This window comes from Metallosphaera yellowstonensis MK1, from assembly GCF_000243315.1.
Lineage (GTDB): Archaea > Thermoproteota > Thermoprotei_A > Sulfolobales > Sulfolobaceae > Metallosphaera > Metallosphaera yellowstonensis.
This window is the reverse complement of record NZ_JH597761.1, coordinates 458,338-483,055: the sequence shown is the minus strand read 5'-3', so window position 1 is coordinate 483,055 and position 24,718 is coordinate 458,338. Positions and strand designations below refer to the sequence as shown.

At 47.3% G+C, this 24,718-nt stretch carries 17 protein-coding genes and 4 pseudogenes; 15 read left to right on the top strand and 6 right to left on the bottom strand.

Annotation, left to right across the window (positions count from 1 at the left end; translation table 11 throughout):
- Positions 1-248 (bottom strand): annotated as a pseudogene (locus METMK1DRAFT_RS18795) (IS256 family transposase); the annotation flags it as partial.
- A 684-nt stretch (positions 249-932) separates the two neighbouring features.
- Here METMK1DRAFT_RS18795 and METMK1DRAFT_RS19915 point away from each other — a divergent pair.
- The 5 genes from METMK1DRAFT_RS19915 to METMK1DRAFT_RS03145 all read left to right on the top strand — a co-directional run bounded on the left by METMK1DRAFT_RS19915 (position 933) and on the right by METMK1DRAFT_RS03145 (position 4,667).
- Positions 933-1,184 carry a hypothetical protein gene (locus METMK1DRAFT_RS19915; RefSeq protein WP_009070779.1) on the top strand — a complete coding sequence of 84 codons (252 nt, stop codon included), beginning with the start codon at positions 933-935 and terminating at the stop codon, positions 1,182-1,184.
- On the top strand, positions 1,108-1,323 hold the full coding sequence (locus METMK1DRAFT_RS19910; protein WP_425357380.1) for a hypothetical protein: 216 nt from the start codon (positions 1,108-1,110) through the stop codon (positions 1,321-1,323). Before METMK1DRAFT_RS19915 ends, METMK1DRAFT_RS19910 begins: the two co-directional genes overlap by 77 nt.
- A gap of 40 nt (positions 1,324-1,363) precedes the next feature.
- Positions 1,364-1,735: a hypothetical protein gene (locus METMK1DRAFT_RS19905; protein ID WP_425357373.1), complete on the top strand. Its 372-nt coding sequence runs from the start codon at positions 1,364-1,366 to the stop codon at positions 1,733-1,735.
- A gap of 146 nt (positions 1,736-1,881) precedes the next feature.
- Positions 1,882-2,871 carry a hydroxyacid dehydrogenase gene (locus METMK1DRAFT_RS03150; RefSeq protein ID WP_009070777.1) on the top strand — a complete coding sequence of 330 codons (990 nt, stop codon included), beginning with the start codon at positions 1,882-1,884 and terminating at the stop codon, positions 2,869-2,871.
- A 494-nt stretch (positions 2,872-3,365) separates the two neighbouring features.
- Positions 3,366-4,667, top strand: coding sequence for an aromatic ring-hydroxylating oxygenase subunit alpha (locus METMK1DRAFT_RS03145; protein ID WP_009070774.1), 1,302 nt, complete (start codon positions 3,366-3,368; stop codon positions 4,665-4,667).
- Positions 4,668-5,933: 1,266 nt separating this feature from the next.
- Here the strand turns inward: METMK1DRAFT_RS03145 and METMK1DRAFT_RS03140 are convergent.
- Complete coding sequence (locus METMK1DRAFT_RS03140; RefSeq protein ID WP_009070772.1) at positions 5,934-6,680, bottom strand: sugar phosphate isomerase/epimerase family protein; 747 nt, start codon at positions 6,678-6,680, stop codon at positions 5,934-5,936.
- A gap of 651 nt (positions 6,681-7,331) precedes the next feature.
- Between METMK1DRAFT_RS03140 and METMK1DRAFT_RS03135 the strand changes: the two genes are divergently transcribed.
- Positions 7,332-8,417: an alcohol dehydrogenase catalytic domain-containing protein gene (locus METMK1DRAFT_RS03135; RefSeq protein ID WP_009070769.1), complete on the top strand. Its 1,086-nt coding sequence runs from the start codon at positions 7,332-7,334 to the stop codon at positions 8,415-8,417.
- A 30-nt stretch (positions 8,418-8,447) separates the two neighbouring features.
- On the opposite strand, the gene METMK1DRAFT_RS03130 is transcribed toward METMK1DRAFT_RS03135, so the two are convergent.
- Positions 8,448-10,202, bottom strand: coding sequence for a thiamine pyrophosphate-binding protein (locus METMK1DRAFT_RS03130; RefSeq protein WP_281034097.1), 1,755 nt, complete (start codon positions 10,200-10,202; stop codon positions 8,448-8,450).
- 327 nt (positions 10,203-10,529) lie between these two features.
- Here METMK1DRAFT_RS03130 and METMK1DRAFT_RS03125 point away from each other — a divergent pair, with 327 nt between their 5' ends.
- From METMK1DRAFT_RS03125 to METMK1DRAFT_RS03100, 6 genes and pseudogenes are all read left to right on the top strand, one after another.
- Positions 10,530-11,510: an inorganic phosphate transporter gene (locus tag METMK1DRAFT_RS03125; RefSeq protein WP_009070765.1), complete on the top strand. Its 981-nt coding sequence runs from the start codon at positions 10,530-10,532 to the stop codon at positions 11,508-11,510.
- Between the two features lie 198 nt (positions 11,511-11,708).
- A pseudogene (locus METMK1DRAFT_RS03120) lies at positions 11,709-12,584 on the top strand (IS1-like element transposase).
- A gap of 90 nt (positions 12,585-12,674) precedes the next feature.
- Positions 12,675-13,937, top strand: a complete 1,263-nt coding sequence (locus METMK1DRAFT_RS03115; protein ID WP_009070759.1) for a mandelate racemase/muconate lactonizing enzyme family protein — start codon at positions 12,675-12,677, stop codon at positions 13,935-13,937.
- A gap of 454 nt (positions 13,938-14,391) precedes the next feature.
- Positions 14,392-15,384 carry a Gfo/Idh/MocA family oxidoreductase gene (locus tag METMK1DRAFT_RS03110; protein WP_009070757.1) on the top strand — a complete coding sequence of 331 codons (993 nt, stop codon included), beginning with the start codon at positions 14,392-14,394 and terminating at the stop codon, positions 15,382-15,384.
- A gap of 418 nt (positions 15,385-15,802) precedes the next feature.
- The gene (locus METMK1DRAFT_RS03105) at positions 15,803-16,762 is read left to right on the top strand and encodes a Gfo/Idh/MocA family oxidoreductase (RefSeq protein ID WP_245544531.1); all 960 of its coding nucleotides are present in this window, start codon (positions 15,803-15,805) and stop codon (positions 16,760-16,762) included.
- 762 nt (positions 16,763-17,524) lie between these two features.
- The gene (locus tag METMK1DRAFT_RS03100; RefSeq protein WP_048087377.1) at positions 17,525-18,988 is read left to right on the top strand and encodes a CoA-acylating methylmalonate-semialdehyde dehydrogenase; all 1,464 of its coding nucleotides are present in this window, start codon (positions 17,525-17,527) and stop codon (positions 18,986-18,988) included.
- Positions 18,989-19,034: 46 nt separating this feature from the next.
- On the opposite strand, the gene METMK1DRAFT_RS17270 is transcribed toward METMK1DRAFT_RS03100, so the two are convergent.
- Both METMK1DRAFT_RS17270 and METMK1DRAFT_RS03090 read right to left on the bottom strand, forming a co-directional pair.
- A complete protein-coding gene (locus METMK1DRAFT_RS17270; RefSeq protein ID WP_245544530.1) occupies positions 19,035-19,505 on the bottom strand; it encodes a transposase in 471 nt (156 codons plus the stop codon).
- A 246-nt stretch (positions 19,506-19,751) separates the two neighbouring features.
- On the bottom strand, positions 19,752-19,943 hold the full coding sequence (locus METMK1DRAFT_RS03090) for a hypothetical protein (protein WP_048087375.1): 192 nt from the start codon (positions 19,941-19,943) through the stop codon (positions 19,752-19,754).
- 323 nt (positions 19,944-20,266) lie between these two features.
- Here METMK1DRAFT_RS03090 and METMK1DRAFT_RS03085 point away from each other — a divergent pair, with 323 nt between their 5' ends.
- Both METMK1DRAFT_RS03085 and METMK1DRAFT_RS03080 read left to right on the top strand, forming a co-directional pair.
- Positions 20,267-21,676 (top strand): MFS transporter, encoded by a 1,410-nt coding sequence (locus METMK1DRAFT_RS03085; protein ID WP_155812272.1) that lies wholly within the window; start codon positions 20,267-20,269, stop codon positions 21,674-21,676.
- Between the two features lie 76 nt (positions 21,677-21,752).
- Positions 21,753-22,615, top strand: a pseudogene (locus METMK1DRAFT_RS03080) (transposase).
- A gap of 217 nt (positions 22,616-22,832) precedes the next feature.
- Here METMK1DRAFT_RS03080 and METMK1DRAFT_RS03075 read toward each other — a convergent pair.
- Complete coding sequence (locus METMK1DRAFT_RS03075; protein ID WP_009070743.1) at positions 22,833-23,579, bottom strand: glycerophosphodiester phosphodiesterase; 747 nt, start codon at positions 23,577-23,579, stop codon at positions 22,833-22,835.
- A gap of 104 nt (positions 23,580-23,683) precedes the next feature.
- Here METMK1DRAFT_RS03075 and METMK1DRAFT_RS16075 point away from each other — a divergent pair.
- A pseudogene (locus METMK1DRAFT_RS16075) lies at positions 23,684-24,603 on the top strand (hypothetical protein); the annotation flags it as partial.
- Positions 24,604-24,718: the final 115 nt, after the last annotated feature.

Here is a 24,718-nt window from a genome sequence, read left to right as displayed (position 1 = left end):
ACCGTGACCCACTCCACCCCGTACACTACCCTCCTCCCCCGGAGGGAGACCCTGAACCCCTTCAAGAACCTGTACCTGGCGTAACCCCTCCTCCTCACCTCCTTCCCCCTGGCGTACCTGGGGGAGGTCCTCTCCGCCTCCTCCAGGGCCCTCCTCTCGATCTCAGCCACCGTTTCATTTAATAGCGCGTCCTTCCCAAGTAACTCGGGGACGAGCGAGGTCACCACGTGATAAAATAGGCGTCTCATGGTATGACCTAGCGCTCGTCCCCTTTTTAGTGTTACTGATGTAGGATCAATTAAGTCACTTCCATTCTATAGAAACAAATAGAAATCGCAATGGAGCCCTGAATCGCCCTACGACGAACTCTTAGGATAAAAATTTCTTAGATTCTGAGGAATTGCCTAAGAACCTACTCATGGTGTCGAGACAGGGCTACGAATAAACGGGATTTAGGGTTTTTCCTCATCTGAAGAATGAGTTTCATGGTGATTGGGATTACCCGTAAATCTTAACGTTAAAGACACGAAGAGGCGTTTAGAGTGATGGAGGGTACCACAGGTTAAGAATAACCGCTCGCAAGGACTGGATACTATGTAATCTCACATCTTAGCCGTTGGAACTCTGTTCCGAGTTGAGGAAGATTTAGGATAGCCTGTTCCCCGTGGTGGTCCAAAGCTAGGGATCATTTAAGAGTGTACTATCCTTCATGGAGGGATCACTTATATGGAACCTTCTTCTCCACAGCAGTTGTGGGAATCTTAGGGAGGACCGGAAAGTCAGTATTGTGAGAAGTTTTTCGACGTCGTCCTGCTGAAAAGGTGCGGAAGGACAGATCGAGTTCGCTAGGGAGAGGCCGGTCAGGGAGATCAACAGGCTGGGCGTGGTTAGGAGAAGGGGAGGAGCAGGAAGGTTAACTGGGGCTGGTCCTCATGGCCCTGGTAGGTGGGAGGGCCAGCGTGAGGAACGCGGCCGAGACGTTCGGGTTGGAACGTGAATTGATGGGGCGTTGGGAGAACTCGACGACGCGTGGAGGTCCTGTCAGACTGGTGAAGGGCCAGGTCGTCATCGTGGACGACATCGTGGACCACGACGCTCTGGGTAGACGTGAGCCCCCGGGAACTACTGGACCTACTGCCACACCCACGGGAGGTTCGAGAGGGCCAAGCTCCGCACGGTCGTGATAGTGGACCTCAAGCAGGACGTTCATGGTTTCCCCTACGCCGTGAGGAAGATGTTGGATTTGTGAGGGTCACCGAGTTCAAGACCAAGATCGACGTGGCCAGGGAGATGTTGGACGTGCTCAAGGAGCGCTTCCGGTAGCCAGGGTTGTCTTCGACTCCAGTACTGGTACGAGAAGCTCGTGACGGACAACGTGGTGTCTGAGCTCAAGTCCAACCGAGCTCAGGATCGAGTCGGCCCAGGGGACCCTAGAGGAGGGTCACTTCCCAGTGGGATACCCCCCGGAGTCTACTACGCCGACCTGACCCTGGGAGGCCGAGTGATCATGGTGAAGTTGCTCGCAGGAACACGACTCCTCCGGGACACACGCCAGGTACCTCTACACGACCGACCTCTCGCTCAGCGGGGAGGAGGCCTGTCGGGTGGGAGATCGAGGAGCTCCACAGGAACGTCAAGGCCCTGGGACCCCTCATTCTGGAGGAGGGAGAGGCTTCAGGGCTACCTCACGATCTTCACCGTCAACAACGTCGTCAGGGAGTTGATAGGAGTTTAACCTGAGGAGCGTGGAGGCGTTCCTCAGGTTCTTGAACGTCATTTAGGCGGACCGCCGGGGCTGATGAAAATCTTTAAGTTACGTTAAAGTCCCATAACTGCTGTTCTCCAGTTAAACCATAAATACTCATGAGCCCATATCCTCGTATGGTCTTCTCAAACCCTCCTCAAGAGAGGCCTAAAGTAATAGTCGAGAGTAATATAACAAACTCTACATCTCCGAGAGTTAATCAAGTCCTCGAGGAGCTGTACGGGATTGCGAGAGTAGTTAAACTCGATCACTCGTCTCCAAAGGAGGTATGGATAAGGGAAATTGATGATGTGGTCGCGGTGGTTAATAGAAAGGCTAAACTGGATAAGGAGATCATTGCTGCGGCAAAGAAACTTAGGCTCATAGCCAGGACTGGGTCAGGGGTGGACAAGACCAGGATAGACCTAGAGGAGGCCAAGAAGAAGGGAATTATCATAACCTATAATCCGGGTCTCAATTCACCTTCGGTCTCAGAACTGACTTTCCTTCTCATTCAGGCCATTTATAGAAAGCTTTTTAAAGTAACTCAATTGGTGAAGGAGGGCAGATGGAATGAAGGAGTTAACCTCCCAGGAATGGAATTGTCAGGAAAAACACTGGGAATAGTAGGCTTAGGAAACATAGGGAGGAGGGTGGCCAGGATCGGTACTGCCTACGAAATGAGGGTCTTAGGTTACGATCCCTACGTTAGAGATAAAATCCAAGGGATCGAAATCGTAGAGCTAGAGGATCTCCTGAGGGAGTCAGACATAATAACCTTACATGTACCACTCACTGAAGAGACCCGCGGTTTAATAGATAGGAAGAGGCTATCCTTAGTGAAGGATGGTGCAGTCCTGATAAATGCAAGCAGAGGGGAGATAGTAGACGAAGGAGCCCTAGTAGATGCACTCAGGTCTGGAAAGTTGATGGGAGCTGGCCTAGACGTGCTTAACGTTGAACCTCCATCTCCAGACAATCCACTTCTTCAAATGGAGAATGTAATAATCACTCCTCACATAGGAGGAACCACGATAGAGGCATTCGAGAGGGGAGCCGAATCTGCTATAAGAGAGGTAATCAGACTTCTAAAAGGAGAACCGCTGAAGAACATTTTTAATTATTAGTAATCGTCTATATCAATTTCTTCCCACATAATGCTTTGTGGATTGTCCAATTTAAATTCAGAATCAAACGTTAAATTAAACGTGAGTTTAATGCGGCTTCGATAAAAATTGAAGCAATTCACAAAGCATCCACGTAATCATCTTGACGGCTGGGATAATATCAGACCTTAGACTCTTCATAAGAGACGTGGCGTGGCACCAGCACTTGTTGGGAAAACGAAGTTATTCTGGGAACGTTAATTTATGTCCTTCCTAGAAATCTCATGTGAGTGCCGGGGGTATAGAAATAACGTCCCCAACGTAGGTCAGACTAATGGAAGACATCTGTACCATTAACGTTGATGCGGGATGTTGAGTGAAATGTACAAGACATCACTCATTCAAAACTCCACAATAGTTCTACCTGAGCGAGAAGGGAAGTATTGTAGCTACGTAAGTTTACCTTTAGGCCGTTAATTTTTTAAGTTGTGGTATGAAATAATATGTGAATTCTTATGTCTGGTTTTAACTCTATCGAGGACTTAATAAGATATGATAAGAGCAAGGGAACGTTCAGGGTTTCAACTAGAATCTATACGGATCCGAAGATATTTGAGTTGGAGATGGAGAAGATCTTCTATGGAGGGTGGGTCTTCTTAGGTCACGAGTCCCAGCTTAAGGAACCTAACGATTACGTCACGACCCACATCGGTTCCGTCCCAGTAATTCTAGTTCGCACTGAGGAGGGAGAAATAGTGGGATTGGTTAACAGGTGTAGGCATAGGGGTTCAGTGGTCTGCTTAACGAGGATGGGTAACTCGAAGTTCTTCCGTTGTCCATATCACGGCTGGACTTATTCCAACGACGGTAGACTGGTCGGTATACCGGACAGGGAGGGCTATCCTAAGACGTTCGATGTGGAAGACTTGAATCTGACCAGGATCAGGATAGCTAATAAGTATGGTTTTATATTTGGAAGTTTGGCGGAAGATCCCCCATCAATCGAAGAGCACTTGGGCTCTGCAGAGAGTTTCCTAAGGGTCTTGGGGAACAAATATCCGAAGGGGATCAGACTCTTAGAGGGATACATGAGCGCTAAAATAAGAGCCAACTGGAAGATATTATTAGAGGGGAGCGTGGATCACTATCACGTTCCGTTCGCTCACGAGAGTACCACCGAGGCCCTCAAGAACGTAGTTGGGAGAAGGATAGATTTAAGGGCCATGAATAGCGTGGCCCACATCGGTAACGGTCATCAAGTTCTAATAGTGCATAGGGAGACCGCCCAGTTCGGATGGGAGGACAGCTGGTACTTGAGGGAAAGTAAGTTGACCGATTTCGAAAAGCTTTGGGACTCTCAAAATAAGTTCAGGATAGCCATATTCCCTAATGTAATAATTTGGGGTCCTAACGCTCCAGATCGCTTCATTCAGATTATCAGGCCAATAAGTCCTGAGTATTCAGAACTCACCACCTACTTCTACCTCCCTGTGGACGGACCTAAGGAATACAGAGAGTATGGAATCGTGAAAAAGGATAGGTGGAAGATGATTAACCTCCTTCATAGTCCAGCAGGGTTAAATCAGCCTGATGATCAGGCAGTTTGGGAGTTTTCACAAATTGGAGCTGGGAACTCTTTGGGTTCAAATCAATATAATGACCTATCGAGAGGTCTACACAGGGAGAACGAGGAGTGGAGATTGAAGAGGTTAGAGAACTTCTCTAGGGTAGATAGGATAGGGGCAGGAACAGACGATACGGCCATAAGAGGATTCTATGAATGGTGGGCAAAACTCTTGTTTGGAAAGGAGATTTGAAAATGATTGCCTGAGCCCCTCATGATTTCTATAAGGACCTTAAATTTCTATCGTCTTAATTATGTTTTGGATGATATGTGTAATATCTGAGGAGTTTATTTTGTTTTACCTTCTACAAGTGTAGCAGTTATTTGACTTTACCTTAACTGACGTCCTGTTATCGAAGGGAAATCTAATAACTACTACAAGTGGTATGCATCATGTATTGTCAATGTAACCTTCCAGATGGGTGTGCAAATTGTAGATGAGATCAGTTCAGTTACATTATAGCGTTTTGGGGCCCCAGAGTCAATGAGATAAGCGGAGCAGATTACGAAATTGATGCTGTTTCATCAATTGGTAATCTCACACACAACGACAGTAACGTTACACCTTACCTTAGCTTTCGCTAGGTCCTCTCAACTTCTTTAAAAGTATAATTGACGAACAGCAGAGGAGCAGTAGTGTGCTCGCCTAATCTTCCGGTTAGAGAATGAGAGATTTAATGGCTTATTCTTATTTAATCGTTAGGAGCATTACTTATATTTTACTATTTAACTTTAAACTAACCTCAAATTACGGTAAATTCTTTCCTTATTCTGTCGTGAGGGTATTAACAGTTCTTAACTATGTATGGCTAGTCATAAATCTTATATGAACTTTTACATGTTCAATAATAACTCTTATCAGTTTTATAGTAACGGTATAGATACATAGGATGAGAATGGGAAAACCTAACATTTTCTTGCTCACGAAGACTGACCCAGATACGTAAATAAGACCCCATGATATCCTAAGAGTTTCTTCACACTATCGCCATTGTATTATAAATCTCCTTGAGCCACCTCCCGTTAAAAATTCACGAGAACTTAGCAACTCGTCCTCTAAATATAGGGAATACCTAAATAGGGTTATTTATATAACCTCGACACTGCCTTGTGGGCTACTTCAATTTTTATCAGAACTTACGCAAAGCCTTCTTTCAGATTTACGTATAATTTCGAATTTTAAGTTGCGCAGTCAGCTAGACATCTGAGAAAATTGAACAGAACCCCACAAAGCTCCTCGACACAGTGGTTTCTCCATCCAATGTTACTCGGTTCGAAAGTTAAATGATCTTCCTTCCGTGGAGCTATCATGCAAAATCATCCCTAAGTATCTGTTTCCAATAGAAATCTATTAGAGTAAACGCTCAAACAGCACAAAATGAACGCGCAACCACCGGTAAACCCATTAGGAACAAATTATTTGTTGGCCTAAAACTGAACTAGAACAGTGGTGTGCCATTCATATTTTTCTTATTATAGTTTGGATATATTCATAACCTCTCCTCACCTCTTGGTCTGCTTTATTTTTCTCCGTCTTGTCTATCTCCAGCATGAGGTAGCCGTCATACTTAACGTCTCTTAATGTAGAAATTATTTCAGTGAAGTCAATAACGCCCTCCCCGACGTTCACGAAGTCCCGTCCAAACCTTATCTTGGACTTGGGTAAAACCTGCCTCAGGTCCTTTAAGTGGACCAGCTTTATCCTATCAGCGTACTCCTTGATGAATCTGACCATATTAATACCAGCTGCCTTAGCATGCGCTGTATCTAAGCAGAGTCCCAGTTGAGGTATTCTCCTCAGTGTCTTGATTATCTCGTCCTCTTTTTCGAAGCATGTTCTGAGATGGTTGTGTAAGATTATTGAGATGCCAACCTCAGAGCTTTTCCTCACATATTGCTCTATCTTGTAGATGGCATTCTCGCAATCTTTCTCTCTGGATACTATCCATAACACCCTCGTGTCGCTTCTCTTGGCTAGCTCAAGCTGTTCGTCTCTTAGGGCGAAATACCCTCCGGCGTTCTCTAGACCTTCTTGTGTCAACATCTGAGGTAACTTCTCTGGGCTCCTCAAAATTTCCTGGGGAAGGAGCCTGAACTCCAGTCCTATCCCTTGATATCCTATCTCCCTGGCTGTGTGGAGCGCTTGACCTAGTTCCTTCTCATTTCTCAGCTTCCCCCAACACATTGTAGTTACAGCTAATTTCACGATTCGCTCTTTTCCACTAACAGCTTAATAAATCTGAGTTAAACCTTGAAACGCAACTAGCTCGTTGATACCTTAGTGCCCCAGGGTGCTTTGTGTGTTTGTTCAAATTTCTCAGATGTCAAGCCCATTGGACAATTTAAAATTCGAAATTATACGCTAATTTGAAAGAAAGCCTCACATAAACTCTGATAAAAATCGAAGTGGCACACAAAGCAGTCCCAGGGTAAAAGGTAATATATACTTCCTCAGAGCCTGAACACTAGGTGAGTCCATCGGATTCCGTGAAGCCCGTAACGGCCAATCCGTCATGGAAGGTAGAGTGTAATTGATGAAGACAAGGACTGTCAGGTCTGGAATACCTACCTTGTCCTTCAACGGGAAACCCATCCTAGTTTTAGTGGGTCAGTGGTAGCAAGTCCCCTTGAACTTCAACTAAGCATAAACTTTCAGACAGCAGTTATGGGACTTTCCCTTAAATATCGCCCTGTAATCGAGGCAAAATCTAATAACTGCTGTTTCAGAGATGATGATAGAGAGTAATGCATCCAATTCTTTTCATCAAGACGCGTAATCGATGGCGTCAGAATTTTGGAGCCACCCGTGAAGACTTCAGAGTAAATTTATAGATTCTCAATTAGGGAGTTTAATACCATGAGGGCAATTGTCATACATCCTCCGAATCCTGGGGTAAGTCTTCGGGAATTATCTGACATAAACCTGAGTAATATAGGGGATGATGAGGTAGCAGTCAGGACCTTGTATACGGGAATATGCGGTACTGATAGGGAGTTAGCTAACGGTCTCATGCGACACTCTGTCCCTCCTCCAGGTAAGGACTTCATGGTTTTGGGACACGAGGTCATTGGGGAGGTAATAGACGTGGGAGAAAAGGTAACAGGTTTCAAAAGGGGGGATAAGGTAGTGGCCCTAGTCAGGCGGGGATGCGGTAATTGCTTGAGTTGTAGATTGGGAAGGCCAGATCTATGCGAGACTGGTGAAATGAAGATAGCTGGAATAAAGGCCCAGGACGGGTTTATGGCTGACCTCTTCGTGGATAAGGAAAGTTACCTTGTGAGAGTGCCAGACAATGTGGTAAGTGAGGACGCGGTACTGATCCAACCTATGGGTGACGTAGTTAAAGCCATAAGAACGTTTTTATCCATAGTGGAGGCAAGGTTCCCATGGGGATGCGAAGATTCTACCTATGAGTGTAGGAGCGCTGCCATAATAGGTTCAGGTAGTACAGGACTTCTTTTCTCAATACTCCTCAAGAGCATGGGATTCAACGTCGTTGTGCTAAACAGGAGAGCCCCAACGAGGTTAGAGGAGAGGATAGTTGGCGAGATCGGGGTGGATTTCAGATTAATCAGCGAAGACGTGGGACAGATCGACCTGCTGGTTGATACCTCAGGATCAACAGTCTCCATATCGAGGGTTATATCAAAAGTTAAGCCTAAGGGAGGAGTCATACTGTTTGGATTCGGAATAGGGGATGAGACGAGGGTGAGTTCACAGTTGATCACGGATATAGTATACAAGAACATTGTCATTGTAGGGTCAGCGGCCCACGCTAAAATCCATTTGAGAGAGGCAGTCAGTTATTACGCCAGGTTAAAGATAGAATATCCATCTGTGTTTAAGGGGATGGTCACTAACATAGCTACCCCAGATAGCGCCGTACAATACGTCAGCAAGAAGCAAGAGGGCGAAATAAAAGTGGTCGTAAGGTGGAGGTGATGAACAGGTGTGGTTAAACTTGGGGAAAACTTATGATCTCCTGGGTATGTCCCAAAACCCATACGCCTTGGTGCCACTGTATGGAAACTTAGTTTCCACTGGAATTTCTACAACTGTAGGTGTGTCACTGGACGTAAGTGCCTGCCTGACGGATGAACGTATTTGCTCCACGCTCTCGGCCCTAAGGTAGTTAGCCCCATACGCTTTGGCCACCTTCTCGAAGTCAGGTGCCTTGAGCTCGTTCTTCCTGTCCTTAAATTCTGTCCCTATTATTCTACCTTGAAAGTTACGTATCTGTAAATCTCTTATAGATATCCAACCGTAATTATTTAATATTACTGCTATCACAGGTAATTCCAGTTGTGATGCCGTTAATAGTTCAACGTTGTTCATAAGAAATGAGCCATCTCCCTCTACGGCTATAACTGGGGTGTCCTTCAGGGCGAGTTTAGCCCCTATGGCCGCAGGTAAGGCGAAACCCATGGTGGAGAACCCTCCGGAGCTTATGAAAGTCCTAGGTTTATAGGAGATCCAAAGTTGAGAGAATATCTCCTGAGGAAGACCTGCGCTCAGGGTGATTACACTCTCTTGTGGAAGAGTTTCCCTAAGGGTCTTCGCCACGCTGGGTATCCCCATTGGGGCGGCCTCCCTCAATCTTTCCATTTCCTCCAACCACTCCTTCTTCATCTGAGAAATTCTCTTAAAGTACTCGGTTTCCCTGTAGTTACCTTTCTTGCCCAGTTCCATCATGTAATTAATTATCTGTTGAAGAGTCACTTTGGCGTCACCCCAGATTCCTACTTCCACGGGATAGTTCTTTCCTATCTCGTGCGGGTCTATGTCGATCTGTATGAGCTTCGTGGGTGGTATATTGAACGTTATTCCCTTCTTGTATGAACTTGTAGTCTCGTCACTGAACGTAACACCGACAGCTAATATCACATCAGCTTCTGCTGCCAACTTGTTTGCTACAGGATTGCCTATGTTACCTACAGAAAAGACGTACAGTTCATGATCCTCCGGGAAACCACCCTTAGCATCTCCCCTGAACGTAGAAGCTACTGGTGCACCTAGGAGCTCTGCCAGCTTCACAACTTCCTCACTGGCTCCAGACATCACCACTCCTCCGCCTACTAGTATGAGTGGTCTCTCAGCCCTGACCAGTATCTTTGAGGCTTCAAGGACCTTAGTCTGATCTGGGCATATTCGCCCTACGTCAGTTACCATAGGAACCTCCCTGAACTCCACATCCAAGGGGGCGGTCTGAACGTCCATAGGCATAGATATTAACACCGGACCTGGTCTTCCCACTACCGCTTCCTTAAATGCGTTGGGGAGTACGTTGTGCAGCTGAGAGACAGTTGATACGAAATAGGATCTCTTGGTAAAGTGCCTCATCGCATTCACGTAATCGCTTTGGAATTGCCTTTCCACTTCCTGGAAGATGCCCTTCCCCAACAGGTAGGTCTGAATATCTCCAGTTATGGCAATAAACGTGGAGGAATCAACGTATGCCGTTGCTAGGGCAGTGGCCAAATTGGTGGCACCAGGGCCTACAGAAGTAGTTACTATGGCTGGAGTCTTCCTAGTTACCCTAAAGTAACCGTCAGCCATATGACCTCCGTACTGCTCGTGTTTCACTGGCACGAACTCTATGTCCTTACTCATATCGTAAATTACGTCCACTATGGCCGCGTTTCCGTGACCAGGAATGCCGAACACGTGTTTTATACCACCTCGTTTGAAATATTCGATAACGAATTCGGCTCCGTTTAATCTCACCATTTCCATCAGGGGGATATTTATATACATAATTATATAAATTTTACTATATTCCCAGATCTACGCACTTGAGACGTTTCAACTACAGAGTTATTGATTGAACACGTGCTCCTTATAGCTCCTGTGACGTTCGTCCCAGGTTCAAATCAAACATAGGGTAGAAGTGCTTACGTCTTATAGCTAAGACTGCATTTCACGTCTTCATCGACTCGTGAGAGCAGGTCGTAATTTTACGTGAGAGTCAACTATTTGGACTATATATTACTATTTGAACATATTATAACTATATTATCACAAGGTATATTAACCTTCACCTATATATCTCCGTTCATGTTTGACTTCTTTGCTATCCTGGTCTTTCTCTTAGGCCTTCTAGTAAGCTTCGTTGTTGGAGGTAACAATTCTGTCCCGAGTGTTGCCATACTGATTTCCACCAGGGTGATAAAGACCAGGTACTCCATCTTGATCGCTTCGATATCCATGTTCTTAGGCGCTTCCTTGGGAAGTTTCTCCATGGAGAAATTTGCCGAAAGGGCCATTAGAGGTCCCTTATATATATTGGAAATGGTCTTCTTCAGCACATTATTAATATCATTAATCTCTTTCCTAATCTTGAGTAAGAGAGGCATACCCACATCACTGAGCCAAATGATTTATCCTTCGTTGACGATAATTGCCCTCATCTCAGATGGGGTTCTCGTAATCAACTTACACACTCTCCTCCTGGTGATTTCCTCGTGGATATTCTCCCCTATTATATCAATATTACTTACAATATCGTTATATTTTTTAATACGACGATACATAGATAGAATAGAAAACAGCCTAATTAAGGTCATTAAGTTCTACAGGCTGATCATTTTGGCTTCATGCTCATTCATCGTATTCGTGTTGGGTGCTAACACTATTGGGCTATTGGTTTCCCTAGGCTTAGTGTCTTTCCCCCATAACATAGTAGAATTAACGTACGCTGTTGGGGCATCTCTAGGCACCTTCACCCTCAGTAAAAGGGCAGCAATAAAGGTGGGATTCAAAATTACTAAATTAGGTTACACGAGTTCTAGCTCAGTTATGCTGGGGAGTTTTCTAACCAGCGAGGTTTTCACTCTCATGGGAATACCCATATCCTTGACTCAGATTACCATGGGTGGCATAATTGGCCTCAGTTTGTTAAATATGAGTAACAAAAGTACGTCGAGTAATGTGAGAAATGTCATTAAGAACTGGACCATGGCACCGTTGCTCTGCATGATGGGTTCTCTTGTAGCATTCGAGAGCACTTCAGCCCTAGTTTTCTTACATGCATTGTAGATTTTACATTAGTTTTAAGGCGATACTTATCGGAACTCCCACAACAATTAAGAAGGGAGTGTTCTCATACGGTCATCCTATTCGATAAGTAGTGGAGCAATTATTAGAGATGGAAGTTTGCTGGCGAAAACTTGTTGTGAGAGGGCTACGAGAGTGTTTGGGTTAGTGAGAAAGAACCTCGTAATCCTCGCACAGTTGATGTACGATCCTGAGGAATATGAGGGTTTGGCCCAGGAAGTACGGGTTGTGGGAGTTGTCCTTAGTCCTGTCTGTTACGCCCTGGGCGTGAGGGTGGAGTTGGGGATCCCTCCAGGTCTACTACGTGAGAGGGGTGAGGTTGAGGAGGAGAAGGGAGTGTATGGTCACGTCCCTCGTGCGGTTCGGAGAGGGTCGTCAGGGACGGTTCCTCCAGGGGAAAGTTCAGGTGTAAGGGGTGCGGGAGGACGTCCTACGAGGGAGAGCATCACGTTAAGTAGGGAGAGGATCCTGAGGGAGTACGTGAGCAGGGTGAGGTTGAGGGCGATCTCGTGGATCGAGGGAGTTCCCCTGACCACGGTCTACCAGGTCAGGAGGACGGGAGTCAGGGCCTACTCGGGTCTTGTGGGCCTCCCCAAAGTGCTCAAGGGGTCAAGGGGAAGGCCAGGATCTTCGACGAGCTCTGGACGTTCCTCAAGGTCAGGAGAGGTCAGGGGAGGAACGTGTGGGCCTCCCTCGTGGACTGGGTCCCCTTCTTCACGGTCGGGGACAGGGACTACGAGCTCTACCGGCTCCCGGTCACCCCCTGGTGACGTGAACTACTCCGACCAATACCAGGTCCACCAGCCTGGACAAGCACGTCACGGGCAAGGAGCACACCGCGTAGAGCTTCAACTCCCACCTCAGGTCGACTAGCCAGGCTCGCCAGGGACACCAAGGCCGTGACCAGGAGCTTAGCCCGCTCCAGTACAGCCTGGCCTTGACGATAGTCGGGAAGCCCCACGTCTCCAGGGAGGTCACCCCCCGAACCGGGCCTCCCTGGAGGGGATCAAGGTAATTCAAGAGCCTCATATAATATCACTAACTCTTATCGAATAGGATGACTGCATGAGAACACTCCCCACAAAGCAATTAAACTTAGAAACTTTTATTACTTAGCTTCAATCAGAATTGATCGGTGGAATTGATTTGGAATTGAAAATCAAAGACCTGAAAGTATTTACGGCCCAAGCCAATTTCGAGTGGAGTTTCGTGAGGGTCTATGGAGAAAACGGTATTTATGGCACAGGTGAGGCAGGCCCCGCACCTGGAATTAAAGGTATGGAAGAGGAGTTCAGAAGGCTCGTTGTGAATGAGGACGCGTTCAAAATCAACAGGATAGAGCAGAAGCTCAGATACGCTGCCCTTTATGGAGGAACTACAACTTACCATCTCATTTCCGCAATTAACATTGCCATTTATGATCTATTAGGGAAATATCTTAATCTTCCAGTATGGAGATTGCTTGGTGGGGATCGAGAGCTCATTAGGGTCTATGTAGACGCCCATGGCGGCAAAGGACTTGAAGCCATGAACGCTTTACATCTACCGGTGAGTCTACCCTGGTTAAAGGACGCTGAGATTGAAAATAAAAGACTGGCAACAACTTCCAACCCAGTTCACGGGCGACTATCGATTGAGAAGTGGAACGAAGATTACACTCCTGAAGCTTACTCTAAGAGGGCAAAGAGGCTGGTGGACGAGGGCTTTACAGCGTTGAAATTTGATCTCGATGTTCCTACCCCCTATACGAAAGAGTATAACATAAGGAGCGGTGATCTATCCCTAAAGGACATAGACTACCTATCGGACATTATGAGGGCAGTTAGGGAGACCGTAGGGGACGAAATAGATCTAATGGTGGACCTGCACTGGCGTTTCAACCTCAACACTGCTATCAGGTTATGCCAGGCGTTGAAACCCTATAGGCTTAGGTGGATAGAGGACCCAGTTCCAGCGATCATGACTGTATCCAACTTCGATGAGCTGGAGCTATTGACGAAGAGCTGTGATTCTCCCATAGCCACTGGAGAGAACCTATATACCATCTACCAGTTCAAAGATCTACTGAGGACTGGTGTGAAGATATGGACTCCAGATGGCGTCAAGTGTGGGGGTATAACAGAGTTGAGGAGAATATCTGAGTTGGCCTCCATGTATGATATAGAGGTCTCTCCTCATAACACAGCATCGCCTGTAGGCACGATGGCATACGCCAACGCCATGTCTGTAGCCAACACCTTCGGTGTCATGGAATTTCACGGACACGATGTGCCCTTCTGGCACGAGATGGCCAAAACTAAGAGAAAGATCATAGAGAAAGGCTTCATCAAACTCTCAGAGGAACCTGGCCTTGGGATAGACCTAGACGAGGCGGTGATGAGAAAGTACTGGCCGGATTATGATCTTTAGGGGGTTAAAACTCTTAAAGGCCTACTACACAAAAAGTTAGTTTTTCATATTCTCCTATATTCTGCTTTGTGTGCTACTTCAGTTATTCCAACTAAAATGACTAGATAGGACGTGGTCGTCAGGAGAACAATGGGTTTCCCAGAATTCTAGGTCATCCCTTGACATTCCCAGGGTCCCTCCCCACGATCAGGTTGGCCAGGTGGGTCATCTAGGAAGGTCCAAAACTTGAGTCGGGCCTCGAGGACTCGACAGGTTCGCCTTGACGACCTCACCGAACGTCTTCTTGACGATAGGGAAAACACCCCACGAGCCACCTACGACCTTCTCTCTGGTCCCTCCAACGGTCGTGACCAGGGCTGAACTCCATGATAGTCCTCCTCCTGGCGGGGTGGCCCCTCCTTCTATTCTCTCAACGTTTTTTAGATTGAGTGTATAACATAGAAACCTGATAGATATGGGAGTTAAGTTCGTTATAGTCGGAGCAGGAAGGCTTGGAAGAATTCATGGGTTAAATTTGAAGAAACTTCCTAATGTCGAGATTATAGGTGTGGTTAATCCAACTCCGACCAAAGGGGAGACGTTATCCAAGGAACTCGGAACCAACTATTTTCAAAATTTAAAGCAAGCTATTTCAACCGTTCACCCAGACGCAGTGGTCATTACCAGTCCGATGGACAAACACTTTAGCTATATATTAGAGGCGGCGGAGAACGGTATCCACGTCTTTGTGGAGAAGCCCATGGGGATAGACTCCAAGGAAAACGAGGAGATAGTGAGGGCAGTGGAGAGGAACAGGGTGAAGTTACAGGTGGGTTTCCAAAGACTCTACGACGAGTCCTTCATCAAGGCCAAGGAGGCGTTGGAGGGTGGGGAGGTGGGGAGGCCCCTCCTAGCGGAGCTGATAAGTAGGGACCCTTCACCGCAATATTTGCCTTATATCCCTTATCCGGCTGCAATATTCGACGACTTTGCCATTCACGACTTTGCCACCATGCTCTGGATGTTCGGGTTCAGGAGGATGAGGCTTTACGCCTCCGGTTCGGCTTTCGTCTTCAAGGAATATAAGGAGGCTGGAGACTTCGACACCAGCCTGGTGAACGTCAAGTACGAGGACGGACCTCTAGTGAATATAGACGTGAGCAGGTGTTCCAGGTACGGATACGACATAAGGGCCGAGATACTCGGTGAGAACGGGATGATAAGGGTGGAGAACAGGACCGAGTACGAGACTTTGGTGTTCAGGGGTAACCAGATATCCCACGCTCCCTACGAGTGGTTCGAGGTGAGGTTCAGAGACGCTTACAGAAGGGAGGTGGAGGCCTTCGTGAACTCGGTGATCAGGGACGAGAGAACCTTCCCAGATCACGTCTTCGCCTACAACGTGGGCAGGGTAGCAGACGCCGCGAAGAGGTCCGCCTCCATCGGGGAACCAGTGACCGTGGAATAGGCATCCAATATGGTAGGTACCTTGTTATACTATATAACAAGAATACTAGAGGGTACTACGACTGGCATCTGTTTTGTGTTCTACTTCGCTTTATTTCAGAGTAGTGAAATTGAATTAAACGTATTTTGAGGCAACACCAGCAATACCGTAAAAACGTGATGATGCATCGAAAGGGTTTCTGGATTACGCTAGGGAAAAGCTCTTTAAGATAATGGAAGCCAAATCACTAGAGACATAGGTGATGGATCTCTTATTGCGAACCCTTTAAGGCATTGTAAGGTAACTTCTAGCCGATCAAACTCATATATTTGGAAGTTAGAGAGATTCCTGTAGTATAACTTTATTATCTAGTGTCTTTGAAAAGGGATTCGAAACCAACATGGCCAAATTAAAAGCAGTGATTTTAGGAGCAGGAAGGATGGGAAGAATCCACTCAATGAACCTAAGTAAAATGAAAGACGTAGAGATTGTAGGGATTGTGGACATGGATGTAGATAGAGCTAAAAATTTAGCTCAAACGCTAGGAGTTCAGCCCTATACAGAATTCTCGTCTGTCATAAAATCGAACAAACCAGACGTAGCCATAATTACCACAAGTACTCAGTCTCACTTACCTCTAATAAGGGAGGCGGCGGAGAACGGTATCCACGTCTTTGTGGAGAAGCCCATGGGGATAGACTCCAAGGAAAACGAGGAGATAGTGAGGGCAGTGGAGAGGAACAGGGTGAAGTTACAGGTGGGTTTCCAAAGACTCTACGACGAGTCCTTCATCAAGGCCAAGGAGGCGTTGGAGGGTGGGGAGGTGGGGAGGCCCCTCCTAGCGGAGCTGATAAGTAGGGACCCTTCACCGCAACCCGGCATCGGCACGATACTCTATCCCGGTGCCATTTACGATGACATGGCCATTCACGACTTTGCCACCATGCTCTGGATGTTCGGGTTCAGGAGGATGAGGCTTTACGCCTCCGGTTCGGCTTTCGTCTTCAAGGAATATAAGGAGGCTGGAGACTTCGACACCAGCCTGGTGAACGTCAAGTACGAGGACGGACCTCTAGTGAATATAGACGTGAGCAGGTGTTCCAGGTACGGATACGACATAAGGGCCGAGATACTCGGTGAGAACGGGATGATAAGGGTGGAGAACAGGACCGAGTACGAGACTTTGGTGTTCAGGGGTAACCAGATATCCCACGCTCCCTACGAGTGGTTCGAGGTGAGGTTCAGAGACGCTTACAGAAGGGAGGTGGAGGCCTTCGTGAACTCGGTGATCAGGGACGAGAGAACCTTCCCAGATCACGTCTTCGCCTACAACGTGGGCAGGGTAGCAGACGCCGCGAAGAGGTCCGCCTCCATCGGGGAACCAGTGACCGTGGAATAGGCAAGGTAACTTGGGGAAAGACCCTTGTACTTTTAAACAGACTTCTTTTCAGCATTTATTAGATTTCGCCTCGATTACAGGGCGATATTTAAGGGAAAGTCCCATAACTGCTGTACACAGAATATATGGAGAATTTTTTACTAATACCAAAACTTATTTCAATCTATTGTCTATGTGATCGTGGCAACTAGAGGCATCCATTTAAGGTGTAACTATCAAGGCGGTGACTACTACTAGTTAGTGCTTTTATAATCTTTACTCCACGGAGAACGTACAGCCTAGAACAGTTTCTAGGAAATTTCGTTTCACCTCCCTATTATCTCGTGCTGCCCTTAATTTTGAGGTCGGAATTGGATAAGTCAAGTACATAAGTGAGACCCAGCGATGAATATGCTCGGAAAGTTTAATCAGGTTTCCCTCACATGGCCCCGTTACTATTGACAGCAGTTACGGGATTTCTCGTTAGGTTTGGCCTTGAAGTCAAGGCAAAATCTAATAATTGAAGTCAAGGCAAAATCTAATAATTGAAGTCAAGGCAAAATCTAATAATTGAAGTCAAGGCAAAATCTAATAATTGAAGTCAAGGCAAAATCTAATAATTGCTGTATTGACTTAACCCGAACCATTCATGGAGTGAATTAAGGACCGACGTTCATTATATTTTTGAGAATAAAATGCGTAATAATTATTTAAAAAACCATATTATAAGGGTCATTAATTAAGATTTAAATACTTCTCCAGTTAGAAGGGATGATTGATAATATGTCCAAGCTGGTTAAGAGTCTAAGAATAGATAATCTAATAAATGGAAGTTTCAAACCATCCTCTTCCGAGCGAAGACAACCAATTTATGATCCAGGTGCTGGCGAAGAAATAGGTTTCGTACCCTTCTCTACTAAGGAAGAAGTTAAGGACGCCATCGGTGCCGCAGAGGCCGCTTATGATAAGTGGAGTAAGATTCCTGTTCCCGACAGGATACAGTACCTCTTTAGGCTGAAGAACGAGATGGAATCGCATAAAGATCAGTTGGCCAGGAGCATTACACTGAATCACGGAAAAACAATCTCTGAGGCTGAGGGTGAGCTAGAGAGGGCTATTCAGAACGTTGAGAGTGCCATCTCTGTAGCTTATACCTTGTATAAAGGGGAATATATGCCCACTGTGGCTTCTGGCATAGATGAGATGTCAGAGAGGGTGCCGTTGGGTGTCTTCGCGTCAATAAATCCGTTTAACTTTCCCATAATGGTCCCGTTCTGGTTCATACCTTACGCCTTGGTACTGGGAAACACAATAGTAGTTAAGCCCAGTGAGATTACGCCATTGGGTATGTTCATGGTGGGTGAAATCTTTCAGAAAGTATTTCCCCCAGGCGTGGTGAACATCGTGAACGGTGCTAAGGAAGTAGTTGATGAGTTACTGAGTAATCCGTCTATCAAGGGGATAACTTTCGTGGGATCTACAAATGTAGCTAAATACATTTATAAAACGGCATCAGAGAACGGAAAGAAGGTTAGCGCCAGTGGAGGGGCGAAAAATTTCGCAGTAGTGATGCCGGACGCCAAGCTGGAACAAACTGTAGCTAACCTCATCCCGTCATTCTTCGGTAATGCAGGTCAAAGGTGTCTTGCAAACGCTAACTTGGTCGCAGTTGGAGGAGTCTATGATGAACTGAAGAGGAAATTCATCGAGGCCAGTAAGAGACTAGTAGTAGGATACGGATTCGATAGAGGTACGGACATAGGTCCCTTAGTTACAGAGTCGGCCAAAAATCGAGTCCAGGGTTATATTGAGAAGGGCATAGAGGAGGGAGCTAAGTTAGTTCTCGATGGGAGGAATGTTAGGGTTCCAGACTATCCCAAGGGTTTCTATCTAGGTCCCACAATATTCGATGAGGTTTCTCCTGACATGGTTATAGCCAAAGAGGAGATATTCGGACCTGTGGCGAACATCATGAGAGTGGAATCAATAGAAGAAGCCATAGAGCTTATAAACAGGAGCAGATACGGCAATGCTGCTTCAATCTTCACTACCAGCGGAGTTGTAGCCAGGAAGTTTGCTTCTGAAGTTATTGCAGGAAATATAGGAGTTAATGTGGCGGTTGCACAACCCATGGCATTCTTCCCGTTTGGAGGAATGAAGGAATCCTTCTTCGGAGTACTACATCCACAAATAGAGACAGTCAATTTCTATACAGATAGAAAGATTGTAATTCAGAGGTGGTTCTAAAGTTTAACTGATGTATAATTTGATAAATCTCAGCAGTTATGGGACTTTAACGTAACTTAAAGATTTTCATCAGCCCCGGCGGTCCGCCTAAATGACGTTCGAGAGCCTGAGGAACGCCTCCACGCTCCTCAGGTTCAGCTCCCCTATCAGCTCCCTGACGACGTTGTTGACGGTGAAGATCGTGAGGTAGCCCTGAAGCCTCTCCCTCCTCCAGAATGAGGGGTCCCAGGGCCTTGACGTCCTTTGGAGCTCCTCGATCTCCCACACGACAGGCCTCCTCCCCGCTGAGCGAGAGGTCGGTCGTGTAGAGGTACCTGGCGTGTGTCCCAGAGTCACGTTTACGTTCCCGGACTAGCAACTTCACCATAATCGCTCGGCCTCCCAGGGTCAGGTCGGCGTAGTAGACTCCGGGGGGTATCCCACTGGGAGGCGCCCCTCCACCTCCTCGAGGGTCCCCTGGACCGACTCGACCATGGGCTCGGTTGGACCTGAGCCTTGACACTACGTTGTCCGTCACGAGCTTCTCGGACAGTACTGGGGTCGAAGACGACCATAGCTACCGGAAGGGCTCCTTGAGCACGTCCAACATCTGGCCAAGTCGATCTTGGTCTTGAACTCGTTGACCCTCACAAATCCAATATCTTCCTCACGGCGTAGGGGAACCGTGAACGTCCTGCTTGAGGTCCACTACGGCGACCGTGAGGAGCTTGACCCTCTCGAACCTCCCGTGGGTGTGGCAGTAGGTCCAGTAGTTCTCAGGAGCTCACGTCCTCCCGGAGCGTCGTGGTCCGCGGTGTCGTCCATGATAACGAGAGGTCCCTTCACCAGTCTGACAGGACCTCCAGCCCCTCCACGCATCTCCAAGTTCTCCCAACGCCTCCAGCAGGTTTGCGTAGTCCAACCCGAACGTCTCGGCCCTGTTCTTCACGCTGGCCCTCCCACCTACCAGGACCATGAGGACTAGTGACAATTAACCTTCCTGCTCCTCCCGTTCCTCCTGACCACGCCCAGCCTGTTGACCTCCCTGACCAGCCTCTCCCTAGCGAACTCGATCAGTCCTTCCGCACCTTTTCAGCAGGACGTCGTTGAAAAACTTCTCACCAATACCGGCTTTTTCGTATTACCCCCCTTAGATTCCCATAACTGTAGTACATTAATTTTCTAAAAATATGTTTACCATAATTTCATCATTCGAAAATAAAACGAAATAGGACATAAAGCATTATAAATGGAAAATTTATATACCACTAAACCCAATCTTATATGGGTCGATCCCTCATGGAGAATAAAGATGTGAGGGGTAAATCTGTAGGTAAAAATTTCGAGGAGATGGGATTAAGGGAATTACCGAGATACTGGTGGTACGCCTGGTTTACGGCATCTATGGGTCAGTTTGTGGACGCATATGATACACTGATAATAGGCGCTGCCCTCCTATACTTAATTCCCATAATGAGTCTTACAGCAGTACAAACTGGACTTTTAGCAGCTTCAGCTTTCATCGGTGTGGCGATCGGTGCACCGGTGTTTGGGAGGTTCGCCGATAGGGTAGGAAGAAGGTTTCTGTATATATTCGACTTGGTCTTTCTAGTGGTATTTGGTCTTCTCTCGGGTCTGGTGGTTAACTTCATTCAGCTGTTCATAACGAGGCTACTGGTAGGTATTGGTGTTGGAGGAGATTATGCACTAAGTCCGACTCTCGTTGCTGAATATGCTCCCGCGAAAAGAAGAGGGTTTGCCTTAGCATCTATGAATAGTTTCTGGGGAATAGGATCGGTAGTAGGTTTCTTAACGGCTTACGGGTTAGCGGTAAGTTTGGGAAGCAACCCAGATCTTGCATGGAGGGTTATGTTAGCTTCTGAGGCGATTTGGGGACTTGTAGTAATATTACTGAGATCAAAGATCCTTGAGTCACCCCGATGGGCTGCAATAAGAGCTCAGCTGGGTGAGAAAAAGAGAGAAGATGAATCACTTGATGTTGTTGAAAAGCTGAGTGGAAGTCGTGATTCGACCATATCAACTGGGGCCGCTAAAAAACCATCTATACGGGATCTATTTACAGGTAAGATGTGGCTAGTCACGTTATTCATTTGGGTGTGGTGGCCAATATTCGATATAGCAGCCTATGGGTCAAACCTCTATACCCCTTATATAACAGCTGGTCTAGGTCTAACAACCAAAGCCGATGCATTCCTAGCCTCTGCCTTATATTGGGTGATAGCCTTGTTCGGTTATTATACTGCAGCGTTTTATTACGATAGAATAGGAAGAAGAATAATGGTCATAGCTGGCTCCTTAGTAATGGGCATAGATATGTTAGTAGGATGGGCGATTTACGATATCATGAAAGTGTTTCCGTTTCTCGCTGTTATGGCATTATTCTCCATCTACTATTACTTTATGAATTTCGGACCCGGACCATACACAGTGACCTTTGCCGAACTGTGGCCAACCAGGATCCGTGGAACCGGAGTAGGTCTGGCAGCCACATTCTCGAGGATAGGTGCAGCGGCGTCAGCCTTCGTGATCCCTTCTATAATAAAGGCAATAGGGTTTGGAGGAGCATTTCTCCTATTGGGAGGCACCATATTATTCGTAGCGCTATGGTCATATTTTCTCATGCCAGAGACCGCTAGATTGACACAAGACCAAATAGAGGACAAGTTACCTAAAGGACAGTTCAAATAGTTTTTTCCCTTTATTGCTTTGTGGTCTTGTCCAATATCATACAAAATGTTATAAATCAATCCCACCAGTGCTACTCATGGGGAGGAGGAAGTACACCAGGGATTGAGCAAGTACTACGAGAACGTGATCGAGAGGTTCCAGTTGATGTTCCCGTTCTACGTGTTCGAGCACTGGTGGGAGCTCCTTCAGGGACAGAAAAGGTATGGAAGGAAGCCGTACAGAGCTGAGGGAATTCGACGAGTTCCTGGCCTTCCTGCACCTGTTCCTCCCATACAGGGCGGTGAAGTGGTGTTGAGGGCGTTGGAGAGGATGAGGGTGATCCCGATCAGCCTCGACTGCCACACCGTGTGGGAGAGGGCCAGGAAGGTCGAGCTGTCCCCGAGCCTGGGAACGAGCTGGAGGTCATAGCTGACGCGACTGGGGTGAGCACCGACAGGGGAGAGCAGTACGTCGTGGCCAAGTGGGAGGGCGTCGAGGTTCCTGAAGGTGGAGGTCGTGATGAACGGGGAAGACCTGGAGGTGGTGAGCGCTGAGGTGGTCGAGAGAGGTCCAGTCAGCAGTCAAGACCGTGGAGGAACTGAAGGCCCAGAGGAGTTGAAGTTCTACGGAAGGCCCACGACTCCGACGCGGTCTACGCCACGAGCGTCGAGGTCGTCCCTCCCAGGGAGAACGCGTCCACGACGAGACGGCGAGGAGGAGGGCAGTCAGGGAGTTCAGGAGGTTGGGCTACGAACGTTGGAGGGACGAGAAGGGCCACGGTCGGAGGTGGTTGACCGAGTCCCTGTTCTCTGCAGTGAAGAGGATCTTCGGCGAGAAGGTCGGAGCGACCAGTCTCTCTCGCCAGGTCCTCGAGGCCAGGCTGAGTGGGCCTACTCCTGGATGGTCCACCTGGCCAGCCCCATCGTGGGTAGGTTCCCGGGAGTCGAGGTCGAGGGGTGACCAGCGAGTTTAGATAGAATATTATTTTCCTAAAAACGTTTAATCCAATTTTACCCCTCTGAAATAAAGCGAGTAGAACACAAAGCACCCATGGAGGTTTGGCATGTTCGTTAATGCGATTTTCCAATAATTTATTCATTTCTAAATTAGGAGAAATAATTAAAATTTTTATAATTTCCATCCTGAGATATTGTAAGACGTTCAACAGGAGGAAAGCTTAACGGGGGGCTTTATTACATGTTTTACTCAACTCCCCTATGAGGAGTCTCGGATCGTCCGTTGTTATGGCATCAACTCCATAGTTTGCCAACTCGTTCGCTACGAAGACATCATTGACGGTCCACGCATTTATTTTCATCCCTTCGTCGTGAACTAGTTCAACGTCCTCCTCCGATATTAGATCGTATTGAACGTGTAGCCAGTTAACCTCTAACCTCTTCGCTATATCTAGGATCCACTTTACCTTTCCCAGATATCCCATCCCGACAACAATATCTGGATCTAGCTCCCTGATCTTCAAGACGGAATCATAGTCGTTAGACGTGATCTCAACGTAGTCTCTCAGACCTAACGAATCTACGATATCTAATACTTTTCCCTCTATATTAGGATATATTTTATATGACTTTTTAATCTCAATACAGTACTTTATCCTACCAACCTCGTTAAAAACGTCCCGAAGTGTAGGTATACGAACATCACTGTATTTTCCGTGATATAGATGTGCTAAGTTAACTTTTCTTATTTCCTCTAAGTACATCTCATTAATTTTCCTTTTACTTCCATCATCGTTCACCACTATACTATCATGAATTACCACTGGAACTCCATCTTTGGAAAGATGTACATCCAATTCTATAGCTGAGGCACCGATCTGTTTCGCTAAAATAAAAGACGGAATTGAATTTTCTGGAGCCTCCAGTGGAGCCCCCCTATGACCGACTATCATGGGAATTTTGAACATACCATATCTTTACTTTCCGTAATTTATAGCTTTGTGTTCTAACTGTTTTATGGCATTCTTCAATGTTATACAAAAAGTTATAAACGTTCGCCGAAGTTTAGCCCATGGGTGAGAGGAAGTACACCAGGGACTGGGGCAAGTACGACGAGAACGTGGTGACCAGGTACGAGCTCATCTTCCCGTTCCACGTGTTCGAGCACCGGTGAGGTTCCTGGAGGAGGAGAACAGGGACGCCAAGAAGACCTTGAAGGCCCAGAGGGAGTTCGACGAGTTCCTGGCGCAGGAGTTTCGTGAGTTTCCCTTAATTACCGCCCTGTTTTCAAGGGAAATCTAATAACTGCTACCGGCGTTCCTCCACCTGTTCTTCCCGTACAGGGGAGTGGAGGGGTCCTGAGGGCGTTGAAGGGGTTGGGGGTCGTACCTATCACCGTGGACACGCAGTATGGAAGAGGGTGAGGAAGCTCAAGTTGACCTTCCCCGACCCTGGGGAGAGGGTCATAGGCGAGGCGACCGAGGTCAGCACGAGCGTCGGAGGACAGTACCCGGTCGTGAGGTGGGGAAGCCCAGGGTTCCGAGTTCCTCAAGGTCGAGGCAGACGGGGAGGACTTGCAGGAGATAAAGGCAGAGGTCGTGGAGAGAGGTCCAGTCTGCCGTCAAGACCGTGGAGGAGCTCAAGTCCAAGGGGAAGGAGGTGACCAGGTTCGTGGGGGACAGGACTTACGATACCAACGCGGTCTAAGCCACCGGGGTGGACGTCCCTCCCAGGGAGTCGACCGGGAGGGGCCACCCCGCCAGGAGGAGGGAGTTCAGGAGGTTGGGCTACGAACGTTGGAGGGACGAGAAGGGCCACGGTCGGAGGTGGTTGACCGAGTCGATCTTCTCAGCAGTGAGGAGGGGGTCCGGAGAGGCAGTCAGGGAGACGAGCTTCGGGGGTCAGGCGCTCGAGGCCGTGCTCAAGTTCCGGGCCTACTCCTGGATGTGCCTGGTCAACCTGGTCGTGGGGAGGGCCCCAGGGGTAGAGGTCGAGGGGTGGACCGTGAATTCGGGGAAAACCGGTCTCCCCTATTTCCAAGTTAGTCATCTCGGCTGGAAAATTAAAGTAGGGCACTGAGCACGTAATTCAACATCGGAAAATAGTA